The sequence below is a fragment of the Blastococcus sp. TML/C7B genome (assembly GCF_016612845.1).
In the GTDB taxonomy this organism is placed as follows: Bacteria; Actinomycetota; Actinomycetes; order Mycobacteriales; family Geodermatophilaceae; genus Blastococcus.
Window position 1 is genome coordinate 1,147,697 of record NZ_JAEOAA010000001.1, and the last position, 26,250, is coordinate 1,173,946.

Here is a 26,250-nt window from a genome sequence, read left to right on the forward strand (position 1 = left end):
GCGCCGCATCGGGGAGGCGATTTGCCGACGGCGCATCGGGAACTTTACCGACGTCGTGTCGGGAAAGACCCTTGGGGCGGGGTGTCGTGCGACACCAGCCGGAACGCAGCGGAGCCGGACCCCCGGCGGGGATCCGGCTCCGGAGCGGATCAGGTCAGACCGTGCGCCGGTTGTCGACGGCGGTCCGGACCGGGCCCAGTGCGATGACCAGACCGACCAGCGCGGTCAGGAGGTGCAGCACGTTGTCGGCGGCGTTGAGGTTGAGGAAGTCCCAGTCCTCGCCGACGGCGAACAGGCCGTAGATGAAGGCCGCCCCGTACCCGATGGCCAGCAGCCAGCCGTAGGTGCGTGCGCCGGCGAGCGTGCGGGACAGCGCCAGACCCACGGCGCCGATGAGGATGTGCACCACGTTGTGCATCGGGTTGATCATGAACCCGAGCAGGTTCTCGTCCATGTGGTGGACGTCGGCACCGTTCTCGTTGCCGAAGAAGTTGTCGAACCCGGTGATGAAGAAGCCGATGACGCCGATGAGCAGGTAGACGGCGCCGAAGGCCAGGCCCAGGATCTGCGGCCACGTCAGGCCCCGGTCGGCCCGGGGGGTGTGCGAAGCGGACATGCTGATCTCCAGGGGCAGTCGGTGTCCCGCCGCGATCGCGACGGAACCTCCCGGTACCCCAACCCGACGCGGGAACGCCGATCGCCGGTACGCGTCACCCGATCGTGACCGGTTCCCGGGTCGCCGGGCCCCTCAGCCGCCGGTGCGAGATGTCGGCTTCGGCCGGCGGACGACGAACGGGCCGATCGCCAGCAGGTCCACCGGCGCGGAGCCGAAGCACTCCAGGGCGTCCCGCGGGTCGTCGACCATCGGCCGCCCGGCGGTGTTCAGGCTGGTGTTGACGACGACGGGGATGCCGGTGCGCCGCTCGAAGGCGGAGATCATCCGGTGCACGAGCGGCTGCCGCTCCGGGTCGATGGTCTGGATCCGCGCCGTCCCGTCGACGTGGGTGACCGTGGGGATGCGCTCGCGCCACTCCTCGGCGACGTCGTGCACGAAGAGCATGTACGGCGAGGGGATCGGGCCGCGGCTGAAGATCTCCGGCGCCCGCTCCAGCAGCACCATGGGGGCGACCGGGCGGAACTGCTCGCGGCCCTTCACGTCGTTCATCCGCTCGAGGTTGGCCTCGTGCCCGGGGTGCGCGAGCAGCGAGCGGTGCCCCAGTGCGCGGGGGCCGTACTCGCTGCGGCCCTGGAACCAGGCGACGATGCCGTTGTCCGCGAGCACCTCCGCGACGGCCTCGGCGACGTCGTCCGGCCGCTCGTAGTCGATCGCCGCCGTCCGCAGCACCTGCTCGATCTGCTCGTCGCTCCAGCCCCGGCCCAGCGCCGCGCCCGGCATCGGCCGGGTGTCCTCGCCGAGCTCGCGGGCCACGTGCAGCGCGGCGCCCAGGGCGGTGCCGGCGTCGCCGGCGGCCGGCTGCACCCAGACCTGCTCGAACGGGCTCTCGGCGAGGATGCGGGTGTTGGCCACGCAGTTGAGCGCGGTGCCGCCGGCGAGGGTCAGGGTCTTCTCGCCGGTCTGCTCGTGCACCCAGCGGGCCAGGTCGACCAGCACCTCCTCGAGGCGGGTCTGCACGCTGGCGGCGAGGTCGGCGTGTGCCTCGGTCCACCGGTCGCCCGCGGCCAGGCGCGGCGCGAACTCCGAGAAGTCGATCTTCTCCGTGCGGAAGCCGCCGTCGTCGGTGGCGCGGATGAGCTCCGCGAGGTCGCCGAGGAAGCGGGGCTTGCCGTAGGAGGCCATCGCCATGACCTTGAACTCGTCGGAGCTGCGCAGGAAGCCCAGGTGGTCGGTGAGCTCCTCGTACATCAGGCCCAGGGAGTGGGGGAGCGCCTGCCCGGCGAGGACCTCCAGCTGCCCGTCCACGTAGCGCCCGGCGAGGTGGCTGTGCGCCTCGCCGCGGCCGTCGAGGACGAGGACGGCGTTGTCCCGGCTGCCCGCCCGGCCCGGAGCGGCGAGCCCGGCCGACGCCGCGTGCGCGACGTGGTGCTTGACGTAGCGGACCTTCGCGGGGTCCAGCCCGGGCAGCGCGTGCGCCAGGAAGTCCGGCGCCATCTCGGCGTACCGCTTGCGCATGGTGTCGCCGTCGTCGAACAGGCCGGTGTCCTCCGGCGTCGTCATCAGGCCGGGGTCGAAGGAGTAGGCGACCGCGTCGAGCTCCTCCGGCCGGATGCCGGCCTCCTTCAAGCACCAGGCGGCCGACAACTCGGGCAGCTCCCACGCGCTCCACGGCAGGGGGCGCTTGCCGTGCTTGCGCCGGCTGAACCGCTCCTCCTCCGCGGCGGCCACGACCTCCCCGTCGACGACGAGCGCCGCCGCGGGGTCGTGGTAGATCGCGTTGATGCCGAGGACCTTCACGCTGGGGCTCCTCTCCGCCGCCTGCGCTGATGATGGCGTCGGACGCCCTGACCCGCAGGTCGAAGCGGTACCGCCCGGTTCGCCTCAGGGGCGGACGCGGAGCAGCTCGTTGTCGACGACGGCGGCGAGGCCGAGGGTCTTGTAGCCGACGTCGTCGAACAGCACGGTGATCCGGTCGTCCTCGACGCGCATGACCACGCCGTTGCCCCACTCGGTGTGCTCGACCGGGGTCTCGACGGGGAACGGGGTGTCGTGGTCGTCGGGACCGGGGTGCTCCTGCGCGACGCCGGAGGAGCAGTTGTCGCAGTTGCCGCAGGGCTCGTCGAGCTGCTCGCCGAAGTAGCCGAGCAGGAACTGGCGCCGGCACTCGGTGGTCTCGGCGTAGCCGCGCATCATCTCGACGCGGCTCTGGTCGACCTTCTCGTGGTGCTCGGCGAGCTCGCGGGCGGCCGCGGCGGCCTCCCCGGGGCTGGGGGCGTCCGGCGCGGGGTGGGCCGCGCCCTCCTCGTCGATGACGACGGCCTCGACGGCTTCGAGCAGGTTGAGGTCGCGGACCAGCGGGCTGGCGGCACGGCCGGTCTCCTCGCGGAGGGTCTTGACGTCGACGCCGTCCTGCAGGCCCGCGGCGGGGGCGGCGGAGACCAGGCCGGCGACCTGCTGGAGCTCTTCCTCGGCGGGGGTGCCGGCGGCGAAGAAGCGGCGCAGGCCGAGGTCCTCCTGGCGGTAGACGAGCACGGCCAGGGCGGGGTCGCCGTCGCGGCCGGCGCGACCGATCTCCTGGTAGTAGCTGTCGACCGAGTCGGCCGGCTCGGAGTGGATGACGAAGCGGGTGCCGGGCTTGTCGATGCCCATGCCGAAGGCGGTGGTGGCGACGACGACGTCCAGCTCGTCGTCCATCCAGGCGCGCTGGGTCTCCTCGCGGTCGCCCTTGTTCAGGCCCGCGTGGTAGTGCCGGGCGCGCAGGCCGCGGTCGCGCAGCGCGTCGGCGATGGTCTCGGTGCCCTTGCGGGTGGCGCTGTAGACGATGCCGGGGCCACGGCCCTCGCCGATCTCGGCGAGCACGCGGTCCAGGACGCCCTGCTCCTTGCCGTGCGCGTCGGCGTGGTGGTCGACCTCGAGCCGGATCTCGGGGCGGTCGAAGCCCGCGACGACGACGGCGGGGTCGGTCATGCCGAGCCGCTCGACGATCTCCGCGCGGACCGGCGGGGCGGCGGTGGCGGTGAGCGCCAGGACGGTGGGGGAGCCGAGCTGCTCGACGGCGGTGCCGAGGCGCAGGTAGTCGGGGCGGAAGTCGTGGCCCCAGGCGGAGACGCAGTGCGCCTCGTCGACGACGAAGAGCGCGGGCTTGGCCGCGGCGAGCGCCTCGACGACGTCGGGCTTGGCGAGCTGCTCGGGGGCGAGGAAGAGGAAGCGGACCGTTCCGTCACCGAGGTCCGCGAGGGCCGCGCGCTGGTCGCCGACGGACATCGTGGAGTTGAGCTGCGCGGGGCGCCCGGCCTGCTCCTGGAGCTCGGTGAGCCGCTCGACCTGGTCGCGCTGCAGGGCGATGAGCGGCGAGACGACGACGACCGGTCCGTCGAGGAGCTGCCCCGCCACCTGGTAGACGGCGGTCTTGCCGGCACCCGAGGGCAGGACGGCGAGGGTGTCCCGCCCGCCGACGACCGCCTGCATCGCCTCTTCCTGGCCGGGGCGGAAGGAGTCGTAGCCCAGCACGTCGCGGGCGAACTGCCGGATCCGCCGGGTGCGCACGGATGCCGTGGCACCTGCCGGGTTGTCTGCGCCTACCGGGTTGTCTGCACCCGCTGGGTTGCCTGCGCCTGCGGTGTCGTCGGGATCGCCGGGGAGGTCTTCGGCGGGGGTGGTCTCGGGAGAGGCGGTCGGCACCGGCTCCCCCTCCCCGTCGCCCGGGCTCGGCAAACCGTGCCGGGGTCTCACCACCGGCGCGCCGCGGTCGGGCGGGGGGCGCCGTGTGGACGTTCCCGCGGGAACGTCCGGATCACCCGGCCGCCGGCCCGCGCTCGGCATCCCGTCGGCGGACCACCTCGCGGTGCCCCATCAGGACGCTGATCGCCCAGGCCATGTCGAGTCGCTCGTAGTGGGCGTCGCCGGGCATCGGGCGTGCCGGCGCGCCGTCCGGGAAGAGGATCCGGTCCAGCCCGTCCAGCCCGTCCAGCCCGTCCAGCCCGTCCAGCCCGTCCCGCCCGTTCAGCCCGTCCCGCCTGTCCGCGCCGGGGGACGCAGGGCCGGTGGCACCACGGATGCGCCAGGCGTGCCGCGGGCCGCCGGGCCCGGCGGGTGGGCGACCCGCCCGGCCGGGAGCGCCGGGGTGCGTGGGCACCGGTCGGCCGCGGCGGTGATCGGTGCGTCGGCGGCCCGCCGCGCGCCCGGCCCGCCTGCCGAGCGGTTCGCCGTAGGCATCGGTGGCCAGCACCGGTCGCGGCGGGGGCACCGCCGAGGAGCTGGTCGAGGTCCGCGTCCACGGGTGTGGTCGGGGGTGCGGTGTCCGAGGGGCGGGGACCGACGGTCGTGTCGAGGGGGTGCACGCCGGCGAAGACCTCCGCCCGGTCGGGCGAGCTGCCGGCGGCGCCGTCCGCGTCCGAGCTCTGAGCACCTGCCAGGCCGCCGACGAAGGCGGCGTCGGGGCCGCCCCACACGCGCCGGCCGTCAGGGGTCAGCACGACGAGCCGTCCGTCGCGCCGGCTGACCACGAGGCCGTGGTCGTGGACCAGGCCGTGGTCGACGTCGCACAGCAGCACCATGTTGTCGATGTCGGTCCGGCCGCCGAAGATCCAGTGCCGCATGTGGTGGGCGTGCAGTCGCTCGATGCGGGTCTCGGGGCAGCCGGGGCGGGCGCAGCCGCCGTCGCGGCGGTACAGGGCGCGCCGCTGGGCCTTCGTCGCGCGGCGCTGCCGGCGTCCGACCGCGAGCGGTTCCCGGCCGCGTTCCAGCATCGTCACGACGGTCGCCTCGCAGAGCAGGCGGCGGACATCAGCGCCCGTGATGGCCGGCCCGCCCTCGACGTACGCCCGGCCGGCCGCGGCGTCGTCGGCGATGACCGCGGCGTCGACGTGCACCACCACCTCGCGCCGTGGCGGGTCGCCGGGCCGGCGGTGGCCGCGTGCGGCGCCGGCCTCGACGAGCTCGGCCAGGGCGGCGATGCGGCGGGCCGTGGTGCGCTCGCGAACGCGGCCCACCGCGGCATCCTCGGCGCAGCGCTTCTCGATCTCGCGGTCGACGGTGCCCCCGGCCGCCCGGATCGCCTCGTGGCGGGCGGTCGCCTTCGTCGCCTGGGCCCGTTCGCGCCGGGCGTCCCGCTCCGCGCGGGCCTCGATCCGGGTCATCAGGGCTGCTCCGGCCGGCCCGGGCATGCGGACCTCGAGCGTCAGGAAGCCGTCGTCGTCGTACCAGTGCTCGAAGGACTGCAGGTCCTCGGCGCCGACCCCCCGGGAGCCCGTCCCGGGGTCGCCGGCTGCGGCGGCGTCGGCGCGGCGCCACTGGCGGCAGAAGCGCTCGGTCTGCGAGGCGGTGGCGCAGAGCGCGAACTCGACCAGCGAGGCCTCGCAGTCCGGCGCCGCGATGCGGGTGAGCGCGCGGACCTTCGAGTACGACAGCCGCCCGGCCGCGAACTCCTCCTCGATCAGCGGGAGCCCGCCCAGCGCTCGCGCGACCCGGACGTGCTCGCGGGCCGCGCCGGGCCCGAGGCCGCACTGCCAGGCGAGCCAGTGGGCGCAGGACAGGATGCCGACGCCGTGCCAGCCCCCGCGGCGGTCGAACTCCGCCACCAGTCGCAGCCAGGTCGCGGTGGCCGCCGCCAGCCGCACCGCGCCGGTGGTGATCGCCGCGGCCAGCTCCGCCAGCGGCGTCTCGTCTGCCTGATCATTCGATCGCATGTTCGAACGGTAGGGGTGTGGTCCGACAGTTTCCGCTGGTCGGCGGCGGCCCGATGTCCGGCGACGAGGCGACGAGCGGTGGCCGGACGTTCCCGCGGGAACGTCCGGCCACGCAGCGGGGCTCGGTGGCGGCGCGGGCGGGCGGGTCAGCCGAGGGGCGGGCGGCGGGAGCCGACGTCGGCGCGTTCGGCCGCGGACTGCCCGGCGAGCCACCCGCCGGCGTCGACCGACGCCCGGCTGCGGCTGGTGCGCAGCTTCGGGAAGAGCTGGGCGAGCGCGGTGTCGACGGCCTCCGTGCGCGAACGGAGCACCGGCAGCAGGTCCACCTCGCGCTCCGCCGCCGCAGCGGTGGCCTCGGCGGTGGCGCGGCGACGGGCCTCCTGCAGCCGCTCGCCCACCCGGTGCGCGTAGCCGAGGAGGAACGCCCGGCGGAACGCGCGCGGCGAGGCGGAGGGCCCTCGGGTCCGCTCGGCGGCGGCCAGCCCCTGCGCGACCTGCAGCAGCAGCGAGGTGAACAGCAGCTCGACGGCGTCCAGGTCGGCCCGCGCGCCCACCACCGTCGCGATGCCCAACCCCTGGTACCAGACCATCCGCGCGTCGTTCGCCTCCGCGACCGCGCCCAGCAGCTGCACCTTCGCCCGCACGTACGGGTCGGCGACGTGCACCCGCCGGGTGCCCACCTCGCCCGCCGGCAGCTCACCCTGCAGCACCGCGGCATCCACGGCGTGCCGGGTCATGAGCTCCTGCGCCTTGGCGGTCAGCGCCTCGGCCTCCTCGGCGAAGTCGGTCGCCTCCGCCTTGGCCAGCAGCCCGCGGATGACGCGCAGGGCGCGCTCCTCGCCGGCCGCAGCGGTCGGCCCTGGCCTCGCGCCGGGAGGGGATGCCCGGCGCCGAGCGTCACCCCACCGCGACGGCGGCGGCACCAGCAGCTCGATCCGCGGCGAGCCGCGCAGCACCCCGAGCAGCTGGAGCGCGATCCGCCAGGCCTCGGCCGCCGACCGGCGCTCGGAGCGCTGCCACCCGGCCACCACGGCACCGGCCCCGTCGGCGGTCGGATCCCCGGCAGCGGCACCGCCGTCGAGGGCGCCCAGCTCGCGCAGCTGCTCCACCCAGGCCTCCGGGGCCCGCTCCGCCGCCGCAGTCCGCCGCGCGTGCGCACCGATCAGCGCCACGACCAGCGGCACCGACCCGGCCGTCGCCTTCCGGCGGGCCGCGTGCGCGACGTCGGCCGGCTGCCACCCGCGCTCCCACGTCCCGTCCAGCGCCTCGAGCAGCCCGGCCTCGACCAGGGCGGCCGTGACCGAGCCGTCGCCGTCCAGCGCGACCCCCCGCGCCGCCAGCGCGCCGGCCAGCTCGGTCGCGCTCCCGGGGTCGGCGAGCAGCGGGGCGCGGTGCCGGAGCAGGTCGGCGAGCCAGGCGTCGTCCATCACGTCGGGCATGCTGCCCGCCCGGCCGACGTCCGGCCCGGGCGGCTGTGGACGGCGGCGTCCCGTCCACAGGCACGTCTAGGGTCGGCACGTGGCCGCCACCTACCGGATCGCCGAGGCGGCCGCCCTGCTCGGCGTCAGCGACGACACGGTGCGCCGCTGGATCGACAGCGGCCGGCTCCCGGCCGCACGCGACGGCGGCCCGGCCGTGGTGGAGGGCGCCGACCTCGCCCGCGTCGCCGCCGAGATGCACGAGCCGCCGGAGCCCGGCGTCACCCGCTCCTCCTCCGCCCGCAACCGGCTGACCGGCATCGTCACCCGCGTCGTCCGCGACACCGTCATGGCGCAGGTCGAGATCCAGGCCGGCCCGTTCCGCGTCGTCTCCCTCATGTCCCGCGAGGCGGCCGACGAGCTCGGCCTCGAGGTGGGCGTCCGGGCCGTCGCGACGGTCAAGGCCACCCAGGTGAGCGTCGACGTCCCCTGAGCGGGCGGGAACCGCACGCGCGGAAGCGGTGAGCCGCTAGGGTTCCGCGCATGCGGATCGGACGCGCGGCCGGTGCCGCGCTCGCGCTGGCGGTGCTCGCCGGCTGCGCCGGCAGCGGCGGGTCCGTCCACCAGGGACGACGGCGGGATCGGCGGCACGCTGACCGTCTTCGCCGCCGCCTCGCTCACCGACGTCTTCACCGACCTGGGCGACCGGCTCGAGGCGGAGCACCCGGGTCTGGCGGTCCAGTTCAACTTCGCCGGCAGCGCCCAGCTGGCCACCCAGCTCACCCAGGGCGCACCGGCCGACGTCTTCGCCAGCGCGAACGAGCCGCAGATGGCCGTCGTCACCGACGCCGGCCTGACAGACGGCGAACCGCAGGTCGTCGCGGAGAACGTGCTGGAGATCGTCGTCCCCGAGGGCAACCCGGCGGGGATCACCGGCCTGGCCGACTTCGCCCGCGCCGAGCTCGCCCTAGCCGTCTGCGCGCCCACCGTGCCGTGCGGCGCCGCGGCCACGGCGGTCTTCGACGCGGCGGGCATCACCCCGCGGCCGGACACCCTCGAGGAGGACGTGAAGGCCGCGCTCACCAAGGTGCAGCTCGGCGAGGTCGACGCCGCGCTGGTCTACGCCACCGACGTCCTCGCCGCGGGTGACGCGGTCGAGGGCCTGCCGTTCCCCGCGGCCGAGTGGGCGGTCAACGCCTACCCGGTGTGCGTGCTGCGCGACGCGCCCAACCCCGCGGCGGCGCGGGCCTTCGTCGACCTGGTCGCCTCCGACGAGGGGCAGCGCGCCCTGGCGGCGGCCGGTTTCCGGCGACCCGGCCCGTGAGCAGGCGCGACGGCGGCGTCCCGCTGCCCCTCCTCGTCCCCGCGGCCCTCGGCACGCTCTTCCTCGTCCTGCCGCTGCTCGGCCTGCTGGTCCGGACGCCGTGGTCCGACCTCGGCACCCGGCTGACCGACCCCGCCGTCGGGCAGGCGCTGCGGCTCTCCCTGGTCAGCGCGACGCTCGCCACCGCCGTCTCGCTCGTCCTCGGCGTCCCGCTCGCCTGGGTGCTGGCCCGCTCGCGCATCCGCGGGCGCAGCGTCCTCCGGGCGCTGGTCACCGTGCCGCTCGTGCTCCCGCCGGTCGTCGGCGGCGTCGCGCTGTTCCTGGTGCTGGGCCGCAACGGCATCGTCGGCACCTGGCTCGACCAGTGGTTCGGCCTCACCATCCCGTTCACCACGACCGCGGTGGTGATCGCCGAGACGTTCGTGGCGATGCCCTTCCTCGTCATCAGCGTGGAGGGCGCGCTGCGCGCTGCCGACGCGCGCTTCGAGGACGCCGCCGCCACCCTCGGCGCCGACCGCTGGACCACCTTCCGCCGCGTCACGCTGCCGCTCGTCGCGCCCGGGGTGGCTGCCGGCGCCGTCCTCTGCTGGGCGCGGGCCCTGGGCGAGTTCGGCGCCACGATCACCTTCGCCGGCAACTTCCCCGGGACGACGCAGACGATGCCGCTGTCGGTCTACCTGGCGCTGCAGAGCGATCCGGAGGCCGCCATCGTGCTGTCGCTGGTCCTGCTCGCCGTCTCCCTCGCCACGCTGCTCGTGCTCCGCGACCGCTGGCTGGGCCGCGCGGAGGCCGCGCCGTGACGCTCGCTGCCGAGGTGCGCGTGCGACGCGGGATGTTGCACGTGGAACTCGACGTCGCGGTCGACGACGGCGAGGTGCTCGCCGTCCTCGGCCCGAACGGGGCCGGCAAGTCCACGCTGCTGCGGGTGTTGGCCGGCCTGCTGCCCCCGGACGGCGGCCGGACCGCGGTCGACGGCGCGATCTGGGACGACGTCGCCGCCGGCACGCACCTGCCCCCGCACCGCCGGCGCCTCGGCATGGTCTTCCAGGACCACCTGCTGTTCCCGCACCTGACCGTCGCCGACAACGTCGCCTTCGGCCTGCGCACCCGCGGCGTCACCCGCTCCGAGGCACGCCGCACCGCCACCGCCTGGCTGCAGCGGGTCGGCCTGGCGGAGTTCGCCCGCTCGAGGCCCGCGCAGCTGTCCGGCGGCCAGGCGCAGCGGGTGGCGCTGGCCCGCGCGCTGGCACCGGACCCCGCGCTGCTCCTGCTCGACGAGCCGCTCTCCGCGCTGGACGCCCGCACCCGGCTCACCGTCCGCGCCGAGCTGCGCCGCCACCTGGCCGAGTTCGGCGGCAGCACCGTCCTGGTCACCCACGACCCGGTCGACGCCATGGCGCTGGCCGACCGGGTCGTCGTCGTCGAGGACGGGCGGGTGGTGCAGGCCGGCCGGCCCGCCGAGGTGGCCCGGCACCCGCGCACCGACTACGTCGCCCGGCTGGTCGGGCTCTCGCTGCTGCCGGGCACGGGGCGCGGCACCGCGGTCTTGCTGGACGGCGGCGGGGAGGTCGCCGTCGCCGAGGAGGTGACCGGGCCGGTGTTCGCCGCCGTCCGCCCGGAATCGGTCGCCCTCCACCTCGCCCGGCCCGAGGGCAGCCCGCGCAACGTCTGGCCGCTGCGGCTGGCCGGCGCCGTGCCGCACGGGACGACGGTCCGCTGCGAGCTCGAGGGCGCCGTGCCGCTGGTCGCCGACGTCACCGCGACCGCCTTCGCCGAGCTCGGCCTGACCCCGGGCGCGCAGGTCTGGGCGTCGGTCAAGGCCTCCGAGGTCGCCGTCTACGCCCGCTGAGAGGGCAGAGATGGCCATGTCTGCCCTCTGGGAGAGTGGCGGGCATGACCTGCGCCGCCGTCGTCCTCGCCGCCGGGGGCGGCCGCCGCTACGGGATGCCGAAGGCGCTGGTCGAGTACGAGGGCAGCCTGCTGGTCGAGCGGGCGGTGCGGACGGCGCGGGCGGCCTGCGACGTGGTGCTCGTCGTCCTCGGCGCGCAGGCGGTCGACGTGTGGCGGGCTGCGGACCTCGAGGGCGCCACCGTCGTCGCCAACAAGGACTGGGAGACCGGCATGGCCTCCTCGCTGCGCACCGGCCTGGACGGGCTGCGCGGCTTCCCGGGCACGGTCGACGCCGCGCTGATCACGCTGGTCGACATGCCGGGCATGACCCCGGAGGCGCTGCGGGCCGTCGCCGCGCACGCAGCCCCCGACGCGCTCGCCGTCGCCACCTACGACGGCGTCCGCGGCCACCCGGTGCTGCTCGGCCGCGAGCACTGGGCCGGCGTAGCGGAGTCCGCGACCGGCGACGAAGGCGCCCGCCGCTACCTGGGCGCGCACTCGGGTCCCGACGGCGGGGTGATCGAGGTCGACTGCACCGGCCTGGCCGATCCGGCCGACCTCGACGTGCCCCCGCCCGGGGTACCTTCGGCGCCGTGACCGCCGGGCGGATAGCGAGAGTCGTCGACGCGCCGCTGTCCGTCGCCGAGCACGAGGACGCCGTGGCCGACAAGGCCGCGGGCGCCGTCGTCAGCTTCTGCGGGGTCGTCCGCGACCACGACGGCGGCCGGTCGGTGACCGAGCTCGAGTACGTCGGCCACCCGACCGCCGGGCAGGTCATCCGCGAGATCGCCGACGAGTTCGCCGCCCGCGAGGGCCTGCACGCCGTGGCGGTCAGCCACCGCGTCGGGCTGCTGGGCATCGGCGACGTCGCGCTGGCGTGCGCGGTCAGCGCCTCGCACCGGGGCACGGCGTTCGCCGCCTGCGCCGAGCTGGTCGACGTGGTGAAGGAACGGCTGCCCATCTGGAAGCGCCAGGTCTTCACCGACGGCGAGGAGGAGTGGGTCGCCTGCCCCTGAGGGGGATCGGTGGGATGCTCGCGGCGTGACCTCCCTCACCAGTCCGGACGAGCTCGCGGCCGCGCTCGAGGGCACCGGCTACCTGCCCGACGAGGGCCTGGCGACGGCGGCCTACCTGGCGCTGGCGATGCACCGGCCGCTGTTCCTGGAGGGGGAGGCCGGCGTCGGCAAGACGGCCCTGGCCCACGCGCTGGCCGAGGTCACCGGCCGGCCCATCTACCGGCTGCAGTGCTACGAGGGGCTGGAGGCCAGCCAAGCGCTGTACGACTGGGACTTCGGCCGCCAGCTGCTGCACCTGCGCGCCGCCGAGGCCGCGCACGCCGCCGACAACCCCGACGCGCTGGAGGCCTCCCTCTACGACCGGCGGTTCCTGCTGGCCCGCCCGCTGCTGCAGGCGCTGGAGGACTCGCCGTCGGTGCTGCTCATCGACGAGATCGACCGCGCCGACGACGAGTTCGAGGCGTTCCTGCTCGAGGTGCTGTCGGACTTCACCATCTCCATCCCCGAGCTCGGCACCGTCCGGGCGACGACGCCGCCGCTCGTGGTGCTCACCTCCAATCGCACCCGCGAGGTGCACGACGCGCTCAAGCGGCGCTGCCTCTACCACTGGCTCCAGCACCCCGACTTCGACCGCGAGGTGGCGATCCTGCGTCGCCGGCTGCCCGCGGTGACCGAGCAACTGGCCCGCGAGGTGGCCCGGGCGACGGCGCGGCTGCGCACGCTGGACCTGCTCAAGCCGCCGGGCATCGCCGAGGCGATGGACTGGGCCACCGCGCTGCACACCCTCGGCGCCCGCGAGCTGGACCCCGACACCGCGGCCCGCACGCTCGGCGCGGTGCTCAAGTACCGGGAGGACACCGAGCGGGTGCAGCAGCAGGTGCGGGAGGTGCTGGCCGGTGGCTGACACGCGGGCGGTGCGGGCTGACACGCGAACTGGGACGCCGGCCGGGACGCGCACGCGGGACGTCGTCGACACCGTCCTCGGCTTCGCCCGCACCCTGCGCGCGGCCGGGGTGGCGGCCTCCCCCGACCGCGTGGAGGCGATGCTGGCCGCGGTCGGGCACCTCGACGTCCTGGACGCCGGCGACGTCTACTGGGCCGGCCGGCTGACCCTGTGCTCCGGCCCGGACGACCTGGACCGCTACGACGCCGCCTTCTCCGCGTGGTTCGGCGGCGAGCGGGCCCGGGCGCCGCGCACCGCCGCGCCCGAGGTGCGCGTCGTCTCCGCGATGGCCCCGCTCGACGTCGGCCCGGGCGGGGGCGAGGAGTCCCCGGGGAGAGACGAGCTGGCCGTGCGGGCCAGCGCCGCCGAGGTGCTGCGGCACCGGGACGTCGGCGAGCTGACCGCGGCCGAGCGGGCGCACCTGCGCCGGCTGTTCACCGTGCTGCGGCCGGCCGCGCCGATGCGGCCCTCGCGCCGCCGCCGGCCGAGCCCGGCCGGCTCCGTCCACGCCGCGCGCACCGTGCGCCGCGCGCTCCGGGACGGCGGCGAGGTGACCCGCCTGCTGCACCGGCACGCCGCGCCGCGGCCCCGCCGGGTGGTGCTGCTCATCGACGTCTCCGGCTCGATGAGCCCCTACGCCGACGCGCTGCTGCGCTTCGCGCACGTCGCGGTGCGGGCGCGGCCGGCGTCCACCGAGGTGTTCACGGTGGGCACCCGGCTGACCCGGGTCACCCGCGAGCTGCGGCTGCGCGACCCGGACCGCGCCCTGGCCGCCACCGGCTCGGCGATCCCGGACTGGTCCGGCGGGACGCGGCTCGGCGAGGTGCTCAAGGCGTTCCTGGACCGGTGGGGCCAGCGCGGCACGGCCCGCGGCGCCGTCGTGGTCGTGTGCAGCGACGGCTGGGAGCGCGGCGGCACGGATCTGCTCGGCGAGCAGATGGCGCGGCTCCAGCGCCTGGCGCACGCCGTGGTGTGGGTGAACCCGCACAAGGGCCGCCCGGGGTACGAGCCCCTCGCCGGCGGCATCCGGGCGGCGCTGCCCTCGGTCGACGCGTTCGTCGCCGGGCACAGCATGGCCGCGTTCGAGGAGCTGACGGGAGTGATCCAACGTGCCTGAGGTGGACGGCGATGCGTGACGTCCTCGACGACCTGGTGGGGTGGTGGCAGGCGGGGCAGACCGTCGGCATGGGCACCGTCGTCGCCACCTGGCGCTCGGCCCCGCGCCCGGCCGGCGCGTCGATGCTCGTCGGCCCGGACGGGACGGCGGTGGGCAGCGTCTCCGGCGGCTGCGTCGAGGGCGCGGTCTACGAGGAGGCGACCGACGTCGTCGAGACGGGGGAGGTGGCGCTGCGCCGCTACGGCGTGAGCGACGACGACGCCTTCGCGGTCGGCCTGACCTGCGGCGGCATCCTCGACGTCTTCGTCGAGCCGGTCTCCCGCGAGTCCTTCCCCGAGCTCGGTGAGATCAAGGAGTCCGTCGACCGGCACGAGCCGGTCGCCGTCGTCACCTGCGTGAAGGGCGGCGACGACCGGGTGGGCCGGCGCATGGTGCTCTGGCCCGACCGGGCGTCGGGCAGCTTCGGGCTGCAGCGCCTGGACGACGCCGTGGCCGCCGACGCCCGCGGCATGCTCGTCGCCGGCCGCACCGGGATGCTGCACTTCGGCCACGACGGCGAGCGCCGCGGCGACGACCTCGAGCTGTTCGTGAACTCCTTCGCGCCGCCGGCCAGGATGGTCGTGTTCGGCGCGATCGACTTCGCCGCCGCCGTCGCGCGGGTCGGCGCCTTCCTCGGCTACCGGGTGACGGTGTGCGACGCCCGGCCGGTGTTCGCCACCCCCAAGCGCTTCCCGGACGCCGACGAGGTGGTCGTGGAGTGGCCGCACCGCTACCTGCAGGGCGAGGTGGACGCCGGGCGGATCGACGAGCGCACCGTGCTGTGCGTGCTCACCCACGACCCGAAGTTCGACGTCCCGCTGCTGGAGGTCGCGCTGCGGCTGCCGGTCGCCTACGTCGGGGCGATGGGGTCGCGGCGCACGCACGAGGAGCGGCTCGAGCGGCTCACCGACGCCGGCCTGAGCGCGTCGGAGCTGGCCCGGCTCTCCTCGCCGATCGGGCTGGACCTCGGCGCGCGCACGCCCGAGGAGACCGCCGTCTCGATCGCGGCGGAGATCATCGCGGGCCGCTGGGGCGGCTCGGGAGAGCGGCTCACCGGGACCGCCGGCCCGATCCACCGCACCGCCGACCGCTGACCTGCGGGAGGACGCGCCGGTAGGTGTGGCCCAGATCACGTCCCTCGGGTAAGACTCGGGGCACGTGACCCGGCCGGGACCCGGCGGTCACGCCGCAGCAGCGATCCGAGCGGAGGACTCGTGACCCAGATTTCGGTACGCGTCGACGGGGCGTCCTACACGGACGAGGTCGAACCGCGCACGTTGCTCGTCCACTACCTGAGGGAGCAGCTCGGCAAGGTCGGGACCGTCGTCGGCTGCGACACCAGCAACTGCGGCGCCTGCACGGTGCACCTCGACGGCGAGGCGGTGAAGAGCTGCACGGTGCTGGCCGTCCAGGCCGACGGCAGCGAGGTCACCACCATCGAGGGGATCGCGCAGAACGGCGGGCTGCACCCGATGCAGAAGGCGTTCCACGAGCTGCACGGCCTCCAGTGCGGCTACTGCACGCCGGGCATGATCATGGCCTCGATCGACCTGGTCGGCGACAACCCCGACCCCAGCGAGCACGAGGTGCGCGAGGGCATCGAGGGCAACCTCTGCCGCTGCACCGGCTACCAGAACATCGTCCGCGCCGTGCAGCAGGGCGCGGCCGAGATGCGCGGAGCGCAGCAGTGACGGCCGTCGAGGACCGGCCGGCGACCGCCGGACCGGCGAAGGAGGTCGGGCAGGCCCGCGCGCGCAAGGAGGACGCCCGGCTGATCACCGGCCGGACGGCCTGGACCGACAACATGGTGCTGCCCGGGATGCTGCACCTCGCCGTCGTCCGCAGCCCGGTCGCGCACGCCAAGCTCCTGTCGGTCGACGTCGAGGCGGCCCGCTCGGCGCCGAACGTCGTCGCCGTGTTCACCGGCCGCGACCTGGCCGAGGAGCAGGGCTCGATCCCGTGCGCCTGGCCGGTCACCGACACGATGGTGAACCCCGGGCACCCCTCGGTCGCCGTCGACGAGGTCAACCACGTGGGCGAGGCGGTCGCGGTCATCGTGGCGCGCAGCAAGACCGCCGCCCAGGACGCCGTCGAGCTGGTCGACGTCGACTACGACCCGCTACCGGTCGTCCTTGACATGGAGCAGGCGCTGGCCGACGGCGCCGCTCTCACCCACGACCACGTCTCGACCAACGAGAGCTTCCGGTGGATCTTCGAGTCCGGCGAGGCGGGCACCGGCGGGAGCACCGACGAGGCGTTCGCGGGCGCCGAGGTCGTCGTCAGCCGGCGGTTCGTCCAGCAGCGGCTGATCCCGGCGTTCATGGAGCCGCGCTCCACCGTCGTCCAGCCGCAGGGCGACAACTTCACCATGTGGTCCTCGACCCAGGTGCCGCACATCCTGCGGATCATGCTGGCGATGACCACCGGCATCCCGGAGCACAAGCTGCGGGTCATCGCCCCGGACGTCGGCGGCGGCTTCGGCGGCAAGCTGCAGGTCACCCCGGAAGAGGTGCTCACGCTCCTGGTGGCCAAGCGGCTCGGCAAGCCGGTCAAGTGGACCGAGACCCGCAGCGAGTCGCTGATGAGCGCCCACCACGGCCGCGACCAGGTCCAGTTCATCGACATCGCTGCCGACCGCGACGGCACCGTGCGGGGCCTGAAGGTCCACCTCCTCGCCGACATGGGTGCCTACCTGCGGCTGGTCACCCCGGGCGTGCCGATCCTGGGCGCGTTCATGTTCCCGGCGATCTACAAGTTCCCGGCCTACCGGTTCGACTGCCAGGGCGTCTTCACCAACAAGACGCCCACCGACGCCTACCGCGGCGCCGGCCGGCCCGAGGCGACGTTCGCGATCGAGCGGATCATGGACGAGCTCGCCGTCGAGCTGGGCATGGACCCGCTGGAGCTGCGCCGGAAGAACTGGATCCGGGCCGAGGAGTTCCCGTTCACTACGGTCGCCGGCCTGGAGTACGACAGCGGCGACTACGAGCAGGCCACCCGGCAGGCGCTGGAGCTGCTCGGCTACGACGAGCTGCGCGAGGAGCAGCGCCGCCGCCGGGAGTCCGGCGACCCGGTCCAGCTCGGCATCGGGTTCTCCACCTTCACCGAGATGTGCGGCCTGGCGCCCTCGCGGGTGCTCGGCTCGCTCTCCTACGGTGCCGGCGGCTGGGAGCACGCCTCGATCCGCATGCTGCCCACCGGCAAGGTCGAGGTGGTCACCGGCTCCACCCCGCACGGGCAGGGGCACGAGACGGCGTGGAGCCAGCTGGTCGCCGACGAGCTGGGCGTGCCGTTCGAGGACGTCGAGGTGCTGCACGGCGACACCGCGATCTCCCCCCGCGGCATGGACACCTACGGCTCCCGGTCCCTGGTGGTCGGTGGCGCCGCGGTGGTCAACGCCGCGCAGAAGGTGGTCGCCAAGGCCCGCACCGTCGCCGCCCACCTGCTGGAGGCCAGCGAGGACGACCTCCAGTTCGAGGGCGGCACGTTCTCCGTGCGCGGCACGCCGGGCAGCGGCGTCTCCATCCAGGAGATCGCGCTGGCCACCTTCGCCGCGCACAACTTCCCCGACGGCGTGGAGCCGTCGATCGACGCCGACGCCACCTTCGACCCGGTCAACTTCTCCTTCCCGCACGGCACGCACGTCTGCGCGATGGAGGTCGACACCGAGACCGGGATGGTGACGATCCGCAAGTACGCCTGCGTGGACGACGTCGGGACGATCGTCAACCCGCTCATCGTGGAGGGGCAGATCCACGGGGGCCTGGCCCAGGGAATCGCGCAGGCGCTCTACGAGGAGGCCGTCTACGACGACGACGGCAACCTCACCACCGGCACCTTCGTCGACTACCTCGTGCCCTCGGCCGCCGACCTGCCGCACTTCGACACCGGCAACACGGTGCACGCGGCACCCGGCAACCCGATCGGCGCCAAGGGGGTGGGCGAGGCCGGCTGCATCGCCTCCACGCCCGCCGTCGTCAACGCCGCGCTCGACGCCGTCCGGCACCTCGGGGTGTCCGACATCCTCATGCCGCTCACCCCCGAACGCGTCTGGCGGGCTCTCCACCAGGGCGGGGACGGCGGGGATCGCGCTCCCGCGGGCACCAACGCCTACGGCGGCGCGCAGACCGAGACCACCGCCGGCGTCTCGACGCCGGAGTCCCGCCTGGGAGGCGACCGATGATCCGCCGAGTCGACGAAGGAGACGAGCAGTGATCCCCGCGGCCTTCGACTACGCCCGGCCCACCACGGTGGACGAGGCGCTGCAGGCGCTGGCCGCGGGGGGCGAGGACGCCAAGGTCCTCGCCGGCGGGCAGTCGCTCATCCCGGTCATGCGGCTGCGCCTCGCGGCGCCGTCCATGGTCGTGGACCTCACCCGGGTGACCGAGCTGCGCGGCGTGCGGGAGGAGGGCGGTGACGACGGGGCACTGGTGATCGGCGCGATGACCACGCACTCCGACGTCGTCTCCGACCCGCTCATCGCGCAGCACGCGCCGCTGATCGCCCAGGCGACCGAGACCGTCGCGGACCGGCAGGTCCGGCACCGCGGCACCTTCGGCGGGGCGCTGGCGCACGCCGACCCCGCCGGCGACCTGCCGGCGGTCGCGCTGGCCCTGGACGCCGAGTTCGTCCTCGCCGGGCCGGGCGGGCGGCGCACCGTGCCGGCGCGGGAGTTCTTCGTCGACTACCTGACGACGGCGCTGGCCGAGGACGAGCTGCTGGTCGAGGTGCGGGTGCCGAAGCTGGCCGGCCAGTGGGGCATGCACTACGAGAAGTTCAACCGCGTCGCCCAGGCGTGGTCGATCGTCGCCGTCGCGGCGGCGGTGCGGCGGGAGGACGGGCACATCGCCGAGGCGCGGATCGGGCTCACCAACATGGGCCCGACCCCGCTGCGGGCGACGGCGTCCGAGCAGGCGCTGGCCGGCGCGGTCGCCGGGGCCGACGCCGTGGCCGAGGCTGCCCGGCACGCCGCCGAGGGAACCTCGCCCAGCGACGACCTCAACGCCAAGGCCGACTACCGTGCGCATCTCGCCCAGGTGCTCACCCGCCGGGCGGTCAGCGCAGCGGCCGGTCTCCAGACGTAGGGGTGTCACGTGCAACTCGAGAACTCGTTCACCGTCCCGGTTCCCGTCGACGAGGCGTGGCGGGTGCTGCTCGACATCGAGCGGATCGCCCCCTGCATGCCCGGCGCCGTCCTGGACTCGGTCACCGGTGACGACTTCACCGGCCGGGTCAAGGTGAAGCTCGGCGTCATCACGATGACCTACCAGGGCAAGGCCTCGTTCGTGGAGAAGGACGAGGCCGCGCACCGCGCCGTCATCGACGCCCGCGGCAAGGACCAGCGGGGCAACGGCACCGCGGCCGCCGTCGTCACCGCGACGCTGGCCGAGGAGGGCGACCACACGCGGGTCGACGTCCTCACCGACCTGAACATCACCGGCCGCCCCGCCCAGTTCGGCCGGGGCGTCATGACCGACGTCGGCAACAAGCTGCTCGGCCAGTTCGCCGACAAGCTCGCCGCGCAGCTCGGCGAGGGCGACCGGGTGGAGGCGCCGGCGCCCGTGGCGGCGGTCGCGGCACCTGCGTCCGAGGCGGCCACCACCGAGCCCGCCGTCGAGGAACCGGTCGCCGAGGCGGTGCGGTCGGTCCCCTCGATCGCCCGGCCGATCGACGAGCCGGCGGCGGCGCCTGCCCCGGCACCCGCGCCGGCCGCGCGGCAGGCGGAGCCGGAGGCGATCAACCTGCTCGAGGTCGCCGGCGGGGCCGCGGCCGCCCGGTTCGCCGGGGCCTGCGGCCCTGGGCCTCGCCCTGCTGCTGCTGGGTTACCTGCTCGGCCGGCGCCGCCGCTGACACCCCGGGAGGAGCGGCGGTGCGCGGAATTCGCGCTGTGGGGACTTGAGTGTGCACGACCCGGCGTGGCATAACTGAACCGCGACGGTCTCCGCCGCCGCACCTCTCCGGGCATCCGCGCGGTGATCGCGCGACCGGAGGGAGCCGGAGATGAGCCGACCCGACGGCGACCGCGTGCTCTCCTCGATGCCGGTCGGCTTCATGTCCGTCAGCGCCGACTGGGTGATCACGCACATCAACCCGGCTGCCGAGCAGTCCCTGCGGCTGGCGGCGAGCGACCTGGTCGGCCGCGACTACTGGGAGGCCTACCCGGCCAACCTGGACAACGAGTTCGGCCGCACCTACCGGGCGACGATGATCGACCGCGTGGTGCGGACCATCGAGTCCTTCTACCCGGAGCCGCTCAACCGCTGGTACGACGTCGAAGCCCAGCCGGTGGACGACGGCGGGCTGTACTTCTACTTCTCCGACGTCACCGACCGGCGGGTGGCGCAGGACCGGCTGGCGCTGCTGGACCGCGTGGGCGCCGAGCTGGCTGGCACGCTCGACATCCGGGCGGCGGCGGCCCGCATCCCGGAGCTCGTCGTCCCCGTCCTCGGGCACGGCGCCCTGGTCACGCTTCTGGACGAGGACGGCCGCCCGCGCAGCGTCGGCTCGTGGCACGTCGACCCGGCCGCGCGCGGCGCGGTCGAGCGGTACGCCGAGGTCCGGCTGGCCGACCTGCCCGCCGACGCCCCGATCCTGCGGGCCCTGCGCGGCGGCGAGACGGTGCTCCTCACCGCGGCCGAGGCCCGGGCGAGCCTGCCGGAGGGTGAGGCGCGGCCGCTGCTGGCGTCGTTCGGCATCGGGTACGGGATGACGCTGCCGCTGCGCGGGCACGCCCGCGTGGTCGGGGCGCTCACCCTCATGCTGCCCGGCACCGAGCCGCCGGAGGAGCGGCACGTCGCCACCGCCCGGCAGGTCGCCGACCGCATCGGGCTGGCGCTGGACAACGCCCGCATGTACGACCAGCAGCGGCAGCTCGCCGAGGGCCTGCAGCGCAGCCTGCTCACCGCCCCGGTGCAGCCGCCGCACGCGGAGATCGTGGTGCGGTACACCCCGGCCGCCGAGGCCGCCCGCGTCGGCGGCGACTGGTACGACGCGTTCGTCCAGCCCTCGGGGCGGTCGGTGCTGGTCATCGGCGACGTCGTCGGCCACGACACCGAGGCGGCCGCGTCGATGGGCCAGCTGCGCTCGCTGCTGCGGGGCATCGCCAGCTACAGCGACGGCTCCCCGGCCGAGGTGCTCCGCGGCCTGGACGGCGCCATGGACCAGTTGCGGGCGGACACCTACGCGACGGCCGCCGTCGCCAGCTTCGAGCCCGCCGACGGCGACGGCGCGGCACCGGGTGCGGTCCGCATGCGCTGGTCCAACGCCGGGCACCTGCCGATGCTCGTGATCCACCCCGACGGGACGCTCGCCGAGCTGGGGGAGTGGCAGGGCGACCTGATGCTCGGGGTCGACCCCGGTGCGCTCCGGCGGGACAGCGAGGTGCGGCTGGCCGAGGGGACGACGGTGCTGATGTTCACCGACGGGCTGATCGAGCGCCGGACCCGCGACCTGGACACCGGGATGGCGCGGCTGCGCAGGATCGCCGGCGAGCTGGCCGACCGGCCCCTGGCCGAGCTCTGCGACGAGATCATCGAGCGCATGGTGGACGGCCGCGCCGAGGACGACGTCGCCCTCGTCGCGATCCGGCTGCGGGTCCGACGCGACTAGACATCACTGGACGCTGCTAGCCGACGCCGGAGCCGCCGACCGGGCGCTCGGGCAGCGGCGGCGGGTCCATCCCGGCCGCCATGAGCGTGCTGAGCATGCGGGCGGCGGCCTCGACCACCCGCAGCTCGCGCACCGCGCTGCGCGGTTTGGCGCGGAACGCCACCCCGCACAGCGTGCCGAACAGGGCGCCGTCGGCACGCACCAGCGGCACGCCCACGTAGGCCGCTACGTCGGCGATCGAGCCGGTCGTGCGGGAGGCGTACGCGGGGACGGCCGCGGTGACGGTGGCCAGCCGCGGCGCGCGTCCCTCCGTCATCTGGCGGCAGAAGCTGCGCTCCCAGGGCAGCTCCATGCCCGGTGCGGCGGCACCCTCGGGGTGGGCCAGCAGGATCACCTGGCGCTCGTCGACGACCTGGGTGACCAGCCAGACGTCCCAGCCCACGTACCCGGCGAGGAAGCGCAGCGCCCCCTCCGCGGCCGAGCACCAGTCACGCCACGGGGCGACGTCGCCGAGGTGATCCGGAACCATGTCGGCACATTCCGCCTCCGCGCCCCCGGCGTCAACCGGAGCGTGCGCCGGTCAGCGGACGCCGGTCAGCGGACGCCGGCGAGCCCGTCGTCGTCCGGGTCCTCCGGCCGGTCGGCGCGCTCGAGGGTCTCCTCCTCGGCCTGCGCCTCCATGAGGTGCGCCTCGCCGGCGACGGTGGCCGCCGCATCCCCGTGGGACTCGCCGTACACCTGCTCGGCGCGGCCCAGCAGTTCCTCGGCCTTGGCCTTGGCCTTCTCGAAGATGCTCATGCGCCCATCCTCCCGCCCGTCACCCGCTGTAGCACTGGTCGGGCTCCGCGGCCCGATCCGCTCCTCGCTCGTTCCTCGCTGCGATGCTCCCGGGCCTGTCACCCTCCGGCGAACGGGGGCAGTACGTCCACGACGGCGCCCGGTGAGAGCTCCAACGACCGGTCCCGGGTCTGCGTTCCGTCCACCAGGAACGAGCAGGCGGTGAGGACCTTGGCCATCCGGGCGCCGTGGGTGTCGACGATCTGGCCGACCAGCTGGTCCAGCGAGGCGGCCTCGCGGATCTCGGTGTCCACGCCGGAGGCCGCGCGGGCGCCGGCGAAGTAGCGCACGGTGACGGGCATCCTCACCCCCCGATCGCGGACATGGGCCGGGTCGGCTGCAGGAACGACGGGTCGTCGATGCCGTGCCCGGGCAGCTTGCCGAGGGTGGCGATCCGCCAGCGGTCGGCGATCTCCTGGTCGGTGGCCCCCTCGCGCAGCGGCGTCCGCAGGTCGGACTCCTCGCGGGCGAACAGGCAGTTGCGGATCTGGCCGTCGGCGGTGAGCCGGGTGCGGTCGCAGCTGCCGCAGAACGACCGGGTCACCGACGCGATGACGCCGACGGTGGCCGGCCCGCCGTCGACGAGCCAGCGCTCGGCGGGCGCGGAGCCGCGGGCCTCGGTGTCCGGCGTGAGCGTGTGGGCCGCGGACAGCCGCTCGAGGATGTCCTCGGCGGTGACCATCTCGCCGCGGGTCCAGGCGTGGTGGGCGTCCAGCGGCATCTGCTCGATGAACCGCAGCTGGTAGCCGTGCTCCAGGCAGAAGTCGAGCAGCGGGACGGCGTCGTCCTCGTTCATGCCGCGCAGCAGGACGGCGTTGACCTTGACCGGCGTGAGCCCGGCGCGCTGCGCGGCGGCCAGCCCGGCCAGGACGTCGTCGAACCGGTCTCGGTGGGTGAGCTGCTTGAACCGGTCGCGGTCGACGGTGTCCAGGCTGACGTTGATCCGGTCCAGCCCCGCCGCGGCCAGTGCCGGCGCGACCCGGGCCAGGCCGATCGCGTTCGTGGTCAGGCTGACCTCGGGCCGCGGCGTGAGCGCGGTCGCGCCGGCGACGATGCCGACCAGGCCCGGGCGCAGCAGCGGCTCGCCGCCGGTGAACCGGACCTCCTCGATGCCGAGGTGCTCCACGCCGATGCGCACCAGCCGGACGATCTCCTCGTCGGTGAGCACCTCGACCTTGGGCAGCCAGTCCAGGCCCTCGGGCGGCATGCAGTAGGTGCAGCGCAGGTTGCAGCGGTCGGTCAGCGACACCCGGAGGTCCGTGGCCACCCGGCCGTGCCGGTCGACCAGCCCGCCGGAGCCCGGCGCCGGGGGCGGCACGGCGCGCCGGACCACCGGGTCGGGGAGCTCGGCGCCGGTCATGGGGCGAATGTATCCCTGTGGGACGACGGATGCCGGGGCCGGAAATGCGGCGGTGCCCGGAGCCGTCCCGGAGCTAGGCTCCCGGCTGCCACCCGAGGGACCGGCGGAGCTCTGGGCCCGCACTCGCCCGTGGCCAGGAAGCGCGAGCAGCCCGTGTCACCCCGCACCGTCTTCGATCCCTACCGCCGCCTGTTCGCCGTGCCCGGCGCGCGGGCGTTCGCCCTCGCCGGCTGGGTCGCCCGGCTGCCCGCCCCGATGCTGGGGCTGGGCGCGGTCCTCCTGGTCCAGGAGGCGTCCGGCAGCTACGGCCTCGCGGGCGCCGTCTCCGGCACGCTGGCGCTGAGCTTCGCCCTGGCCGGCCCGCAGTGGGCCCGGGCCATGGACCGCCGCGGGCAGGGCGTCGTGCTGCGGGTCGCGATGGCGGCGATGCTGCTCACCGGCGTCGCCTTCGCCGTGGCGGTGCAGACCGGCGCCCCGCGGTGGAGCTGGTTCCTGCTGGCCGCGTTGACCGGCGCCTCGGCGCCCAACGTCGGCTCGATGGTGCGCGCCCGGTGGTCGGCGGCGCTGGACCCCGCGGGCCGGCAGACGGCGTTCGCCTTCGAGGCTGTCGTCGACGAGGTGGTGTTCATCGTCGGCCCGCCGCTGGTGACGCTGCTGGCCACCCTGGTCGCGCCGGAGGTCGGCTTCCTCACCGGCATCCTGCTGGGCGTGGCCGGTGGCCTGGCCCTGGCCTCGCTGCGCGCCAGCGAGCCGCCGCTGCACCCGCGCGAGACGCCGTCCTCGGGCCGGCACCGCTCCGTGCTCACCCCGGCGCTCCTGGTCGTCGCGCTCACCTACCTGGCCGTGGGGGCGGTGTTCGGCGCGATCGACGTCGTCGTCATCGGGTTCGCCGAGGCCGAGGGCGCCAAGGCGTTCTCCGGTCTGGCGCTGGCGGTGTTCGCCCTCGGCAGCCTGGTCGCGGGCCTGGTCTACGGGCTGGCCCGCCCGGCCGCGTCGCTGGCCGGACGGTTCGTGGCGACGGCGGTGGCCTTCGCCCTGGCCGCCCAGCTGCTGTGGGCCGTGGGCTCGCTGCTGCTGCTCGCCCTCTGCGGCTTCCTCGCCGGGCTGACCATCGCGCCGGTCCTGGTGTCGGGCACCTCGCTGGTCGAGTCCCGGGTGGGTCGGGGCGTGCTCACCGAGTCGCTGGCCTGGACGATCACCGGCCTCACGCTCGGCGTCACCGCGGGCTCGGCGCTGGCGGGCGCCGCCGTCGACGCGTGGGGCGCGGAGCGGGCGTTCGCCGTGCCGGCCCTCGCCGCCGCGCTCGCCGGCGTGCTCGCGCTCGTCGGGGCGCCGCTGCTGCGGGAGCGGGCGGCTGTGTCGGCCGCGACCCCGGTGGAACGGGTGAACGCCGCGACGCAGGGGTAGGCGGTGGACGGCCCGATCGCGCACGACCCGTCGCGCGGGGGCCGTTTCCCGTCGAGAGGACCTTTCCTGTGGCCGTGCCCACCATCGCTCTGAACAACGGCGTCGAGATCCCCCAGCTGGGGTTCGGCGTCTACCAGGTCCCGCCGGAGGACACCGCCGACGTCGTCGCCCAGGCGCTCGAGGTCGGCTACCGGCACATCGACACCGCGGAGATGTACGGCAACGAGAAGGGCGTCGGCGAGGCCATCGCCCGCTCCGGCATCGACCGCGGCGAGATCTTCGTGACCAGCAAGCTGAACAACGGCTTCCACCGCCGCGACGACGCGCTGCGCGCCTTCGACCGGACCCTGGCCGACCTCGGCACCGACCACCTGGACCTGTTCCTCATCCACTGGCCGCTGCCCGGCATCGACGTCGACTTCGTCGAGACCTGGAAGGCCATGGAGGAGATCTACGCCGGGGGCCGCGCCAGGGCCGTCGGCGTCTCCAACTTCCAGGCGCACCACCTGCGCCGGCTCTTCGACGAGACCGAGGTGCGGCCGGCGGTGAACCAGATCGAGGTGCACCCCTACCTCGCGCAGGACGAGCTGCGGGCCTTCGACGCCGAGCACGAGATCGTCACCGAGGCGTGGTCGCCGATCGCGCAGGGCAAGGTGCTCGACGACCCGGCCATCACCGCGATCGCCGAGCGCCTGGAGCGCACGCCGGCGCAGGTCGTGCTGCGCTGGCACGTGCAGCGCGGCGACGTCGTCTTCCCGAAGTCGGTGTCACGCACGCGCATGGAGGAGAACTTCGCGCTGTTCGACTTCGAGCTGTCGACGTCGGACATGGCGGCGCTGACCGGGCTGGACCGCGGCGAGCGCACCGGCCCCGACCCGGACACGTTCAACTACATCCCCCGCTGACCTGATCCACCCCACCCCGGCGAGATCGCCGATCTCGCACGTTCCCGGGCCTCCGGGCGTGCGAGATCGGCGATCTCGCCGGT

General features: G+C 75.1%; 25 protein-coding genes. 16 read left to right on the top strand and 9 right to left on the bottom strand.

Features of this window, described 5'->3' with window-relative positions:
• Positions 1-154: 154 nt before the first annotated feature.
• The 5 genes from JKP76_RS05515 to JKP76_RS05540 form a co-directional block, all read right to left on the bottom strand.
• Positions 155-616 carry a DUF4383 domain-containing protein gene (locus JKP76_RS05515; RefSeq protein ID WP_200489887.1) on the bottom strand — a complete coding sequence of 154 codons (462 nt, stop codon included), beginning with the start codon at positions 614-616 and terminating at the stop codon, positions 155-157.
• A 132-nt stretch (positions 617-748) separates the two neighbouring features.
• On the bottom strand, positions 749-2,413 hold the full coding sequence (locus tag JKP76_RS23290) for a carbamoyltransferase C-terminal domain-containing protein (protein WP_200489888.1): 1,665 nt from the start codon (positions 2,411-2,413) through the stop codon (positions 749-751).
• Between the two features lie 84 nt (positions 2,414-2,497).
• Positions 2,498-4,162, bottom strand: coding sequence for an ATP-dependent DNA helicase RecQ (locus JKP76_RS05525; RefSeq protein ID WP_200489889.1), 1,665 nt, complete (start codon positions 4,160-4,162; stop codon positions 2,498-2,500).
• A gap of 182 nt (positions 4,163-4,344) precedes the next feature.
• On the bottom strand, positions 4,345-6,303 hold the full coding sequence (locus JKP76_RS20420; protein WP_242471195.1) for an HNH endonuclease signature motif containing protein: 1,959 nt from the start codon (positions 6,301-6,303) through the stop codon (positions 4,345-4,347).
• Positions 6,304-6,449: 146 nt separating this feature from the next.
• Positions 6,450-7,742 (bottom strand): DUF2786 domain-containing protein, encoded by a 1,293-nt coding sequence (locus JKP76_RS05540; RefSeq protein ID WP_200489890.1) that lies wholly within the window; start codon positions 7,740-7,742, stop codon positions 6,450-6,452.
• A gap of 79 nt (positions 7,743-7,821) precedes the next feature.
• Between JKP76_RS05540 and JKP76_RS23295 the strand changes: the two genes are divergently transcribed.
• From JKP76_RS23295 to JKP76_RS05610, 14 genes are all read left to right on the top strand, one after another.
• A complete protein-coding gene (locus JKP76_RS23295) occupies positions 7,822-8,214 on the top strand; it encodes a molybdopterin-binding protein (protein ID WP_200489891.1) in 393 nt (130 codons plus the stop codon).
• A 72-nt stretch (positions 8,215-8,286) separates the two neighbouring features.
• Positions 8,287-9,045 (top strand): molybdate ABC transporter substrate-binding protein, encoded by a 759-nt coding sequence (gene modA / locus JKP76_RS05550; RefSeq protein ID WP_309232855.1) that lies wholly within the window; start codon positions 8,287-8,289, stop codon positions 9,043-9,045.
• Complete coding sequence (gene modB, locus JKP76_RS05555) at positions 9,042-9,845, top strand: molybdate ABC transporter permease subunit (protein WP_200489892.1); 804 nt, start codon at positions 9,042-9,044, stop codon at positions 9,843-9,845. The genes modA and modB overlap by 4 nt, the downstream gene beginning before the upstream one ends.
• A complete protein-coding gene (locus tag JKP76_RS05560) occupies positions 9,842-10,894 on the top strand; it encodes an ABC transporter ATP-binding protein (protein WP_200489893.1) in 1,053 nt (350 codons plus the stop codon). The genes modB and JKP76_RS05560 overlap by 4 nt, the downstream gene beginning before the upstream one ends.
• Positions 10,895-10,938: 44 nt before the next feature.
• The gene (locus JKP76_RS05565) at positions 10,939-11,532 is read left to right on the top strand and encodes an NTP transferase domain-containing protein (RefSeq protein WP_200489894.1); all 594 of its coding nucleotides are present in this window, start codon (positions 10,939-10,941) and stop codon (positions 11,530-11,532) included.
• Positions 11,529-11,951, top strand: a complete 423-nt coding sequence (locus tag JKP76_RS05570) for a molybdenum cofactor biosynthesis protein MoaE (RefSeq protein WP_309229980.1) — start codon at positions 11,529-11,531, stop codon at positions 11,949-11,951. The genes JKP76_RS05565 and JKP76_RS05570 overlap by 4 nt, the downstream gene beginning before the upstream one ends.
• Positions 11,952-11,976: 25 nt before the next feature.
• Positions 11,977-12,855 carry a MoxR family ATPase gene (locus JKP76_RS05575; protein WP_200489895.1) on the top strand — a complete coding sequence of 293 codons (879 nt, stop codon included), beginning with the start codon at positions 11,977-11,979 and terminating at the stop codon, positions 12,853-12,855.
• Complete coding sequence (locus JKP76_RS23300; RefSeq protein ID WP_309229979.1) at positions 12,848-14,011, top strand: VWA domain-containing protein; 1,164 nt, start codon at positions 12,848-12,850, stop codon at positions 14,009-14,011. Before JKP76_RS05575 ends, JKP76_RS23300 begins: the two co-directional genes overlap by 8 nt.
• A gap of 11 nt (positions 14,012-14,022) precedes the next feature.
• Positions 14,023-15,144, top strand: coding sequence for an XdhC/CoxI family protein (locus JKP76_RS05585; RefSeq protein ID WP_200489896.1), 1,122 nt, complete (start codon positions 14,023-14,025; stop codon positions 15,142-15,144).
• A gap of 120 nt (positions 15,145-15,264) precedes the next feature.
• The gene (locus JKP76_RS05590; protein ID WP_200489897.1) at positions 15,265-15,741 is read left to right on the top strand and encodes a (2Fe-2S)-binding protein; all 477 of its coding nucleotides are present in this window, start codon (positions 15,265-15,267) and stop codon (positions 15,739-15,741) included.
• Positions 15,738-18,233 carry a xanthine dehydrogenase family protein molybdopterin-binding subunit gene (locus tag JKP76_RS05595; RefSeq protein ID WP_200489898.1) on the top strand — a complete coding sequence of 832 codons (2,496 nt, stop codon included), beginning with the start codon at positions 15,738-15,740 and terminating at the stop codon, positions 18,231-18,233. Before JKP76_RS05590 ends, JKP76_RS05595 begins: the two co-directional genes overlap by 4 nt.
• Before the next feature lie 28 nt (positions 18,234-18,261).
• A complete protein-coding gene (locus JKP76_RS05600) occupies positions 18,262-19,134 on the top strand; it encodes a xanthine dehydrogenase family protein subunit M (protein ID WP_200489899.1) in 873 nt (290 codons plus the stop codon).
• 9 nt (positions 19,135-19,143) lie between these two features.
• On the top strand, positions 19,144-19,974 hold the full coding sequence (locus tag JKP76_RS05605; protein ID WP_309232856.1) for an SRPBCC family protein: 831 nt from the start codon (positions 19,144-19,146) through the stop codon (positions 19,972-19,974).
• Positions 19,975-20,050: 76 nt separating this feature from the next.
• Complete coding sequence (locus JKP76_RS05610) at positions 20,051-21,658, top strand: GAF domain-containing SpoIIE family protein phosphatase (protein ID WP_200489900.1); 1,608 nt, start codon at positions 20,051-20,053, stop codon at positions 21,656-21,658.
• A 16-nt stretch (positions 21,659-21,674) separates the two neighbouring features.
• Here JKP76_RS05610 and JKP76_RS05615 read toward each other — a convergent pair whose 3' ends face one another.
• From JKP76_RS05615 to moaA, 4 genes are all read right to left on the bottom strand, one after another.
• Entirely contained in the window at positions 21,675-22,187 is a 513-nt protein-coding gene (locus JKP76_RS05615) for a histidine kinase (protein WP_200489901.1), read from the bottom strand.
• A 65-nt stretch (positions 22,188-22,252) separates the two neighbouring features.
• Complete coding sequence (locus JKP76_RS05620) at positions 22,253-22,456, bottom strand: hypothetical protein (protein ID WP_200489902.1); 204 nt, start codon at positions 22,454-22,456, stop codon at positions 22,253-22,255.
• A 98-nt stretch (positions 22,457-22,554) separates the two neighbouring features.
• Positions 22,555-22,797 carry a MoaD/ThiS family protein gene (locus tag JKP76_RS05625; protein ID WP_200491282.1) on the bottom strand — a complete coding sequence of 81 codons (243 nt, stop codon included), beginning with the start codon at positions 22,795-22,797 and terminating at the stop codon, positions 22,555-22,557.
• Between the two features lie 2 nt (positions 22,798-22,799).
• Entirely contained in the window at positions 22,800-23,855 is a 1,056-nt protein-coding gene (gene moaA / locus JKP76_RS05630; RefSeq protein WP_200489903.1) for a GTP 3',8-cyclase MoaA, read from the bottom strand.
• Between the two features lie 153 nt (positions 23,856-24,008).
• Between moaA and JKP76_RS05635 the strand changes: the two genes are divergently transcribed.
• Together JKP76_RS05635 and JKP76_RS05640 are read left to right on the top strand one after the other, a co-directional pair.
• Positions 24,009-25,262: an MFS transporter gene (locus JKP76_RS05635; RefSeq protein ID WP_200489904.1), complete on the top strand. Its 1,254-nt coding sequence runs from the start codon at positions 24,009-24,011 to the stop codon at positions 25,260-25,262.
• A gap of 74 nt (positions 25,263-25,336) precedes the next feature.
• Positions 25,337-26,167: an aldo/keto reductase gene (locus tag JKP76_RS05640; protein WP_200489905.1), complete on the top strand. Its 831-nt coding sequence runs from the start codon at positions 25,337-25,339 to the stop codon at positions 26,165-26,167.
• Positions 26,168-26,250 lie beyond the last annotated feature (83 nt).

Coding starts and splice junctions, on each gene's coding strand:
- JKP76_RS20420 (WP_242471195.1), bottom strand. CDS start 6,303: ATGCGATCGAATGATCAGGCAGACGAGACGCCGCTGGCGGAGCTGGCC.
- JKP76_RS05625 (WP_200491282.1), bottom strand. CDS start 22,797: ATGCCCGTCACCGTGCGCTACTTCGCCGGCGCCCGCGCGGCCTCCGGC.
- JKP76_RS05615 (WP_200489901.1), bottom strand. CDS start 22,187: ATGGTTCCGGATCACCTCGGCGACGTCGCCCCGTGGCGTGACTGGTGC.
- JKP76_RS05540 (WP_200489890.1), bottom strand. CDS start 7,742: ATGCCCGACGTGATGGACGACGCCTGGCTCGCCGACCTGCTCCGGCAC.
- JKP76_RS05585 (WP_200489896.1), top strand. CDS start 14,023: ATGCGTGACGTCCTCGACGACCTGGTGGGGTGGTGGCAGGCGGGGCAG.
- JKP76_RS05620 (WP_200489902.1), bottom strand. CDS start 22,456: ATGAGCATCTTCGAGAAGGCCAAGGCCAAGGCCGAGGAACTGCTGGGC.
- JKP76_RS05515 (WP_200489887.1), bottom strand. CDS start 616: ATGTCCGCTTCGCACACCCCCCGGGCCGACCGGGGCCTGACGTGGCCG.
- moaA (WP_200489903.1), bottom strand. CDS start 23,855: ATGACCGGCGCCGAGCTCCCCGACCCGGTGGTCCGGCGCGCCGTGCCG.
- JKP76_RS05610 (WP_200489900.1), top strand. CDS start 20,051: ATGAGCCGACCCGACGGCGACCGCGTGCTCTCCTCGATGCCGGTCGGC.
- JKP76_RS05565 (WP_200489894.1), top strand. CDS start 10,939: ATGACCTGCGCCGCCGTCGTCCTCGCCGCCGGGGGCGGCCGCCGCTAC.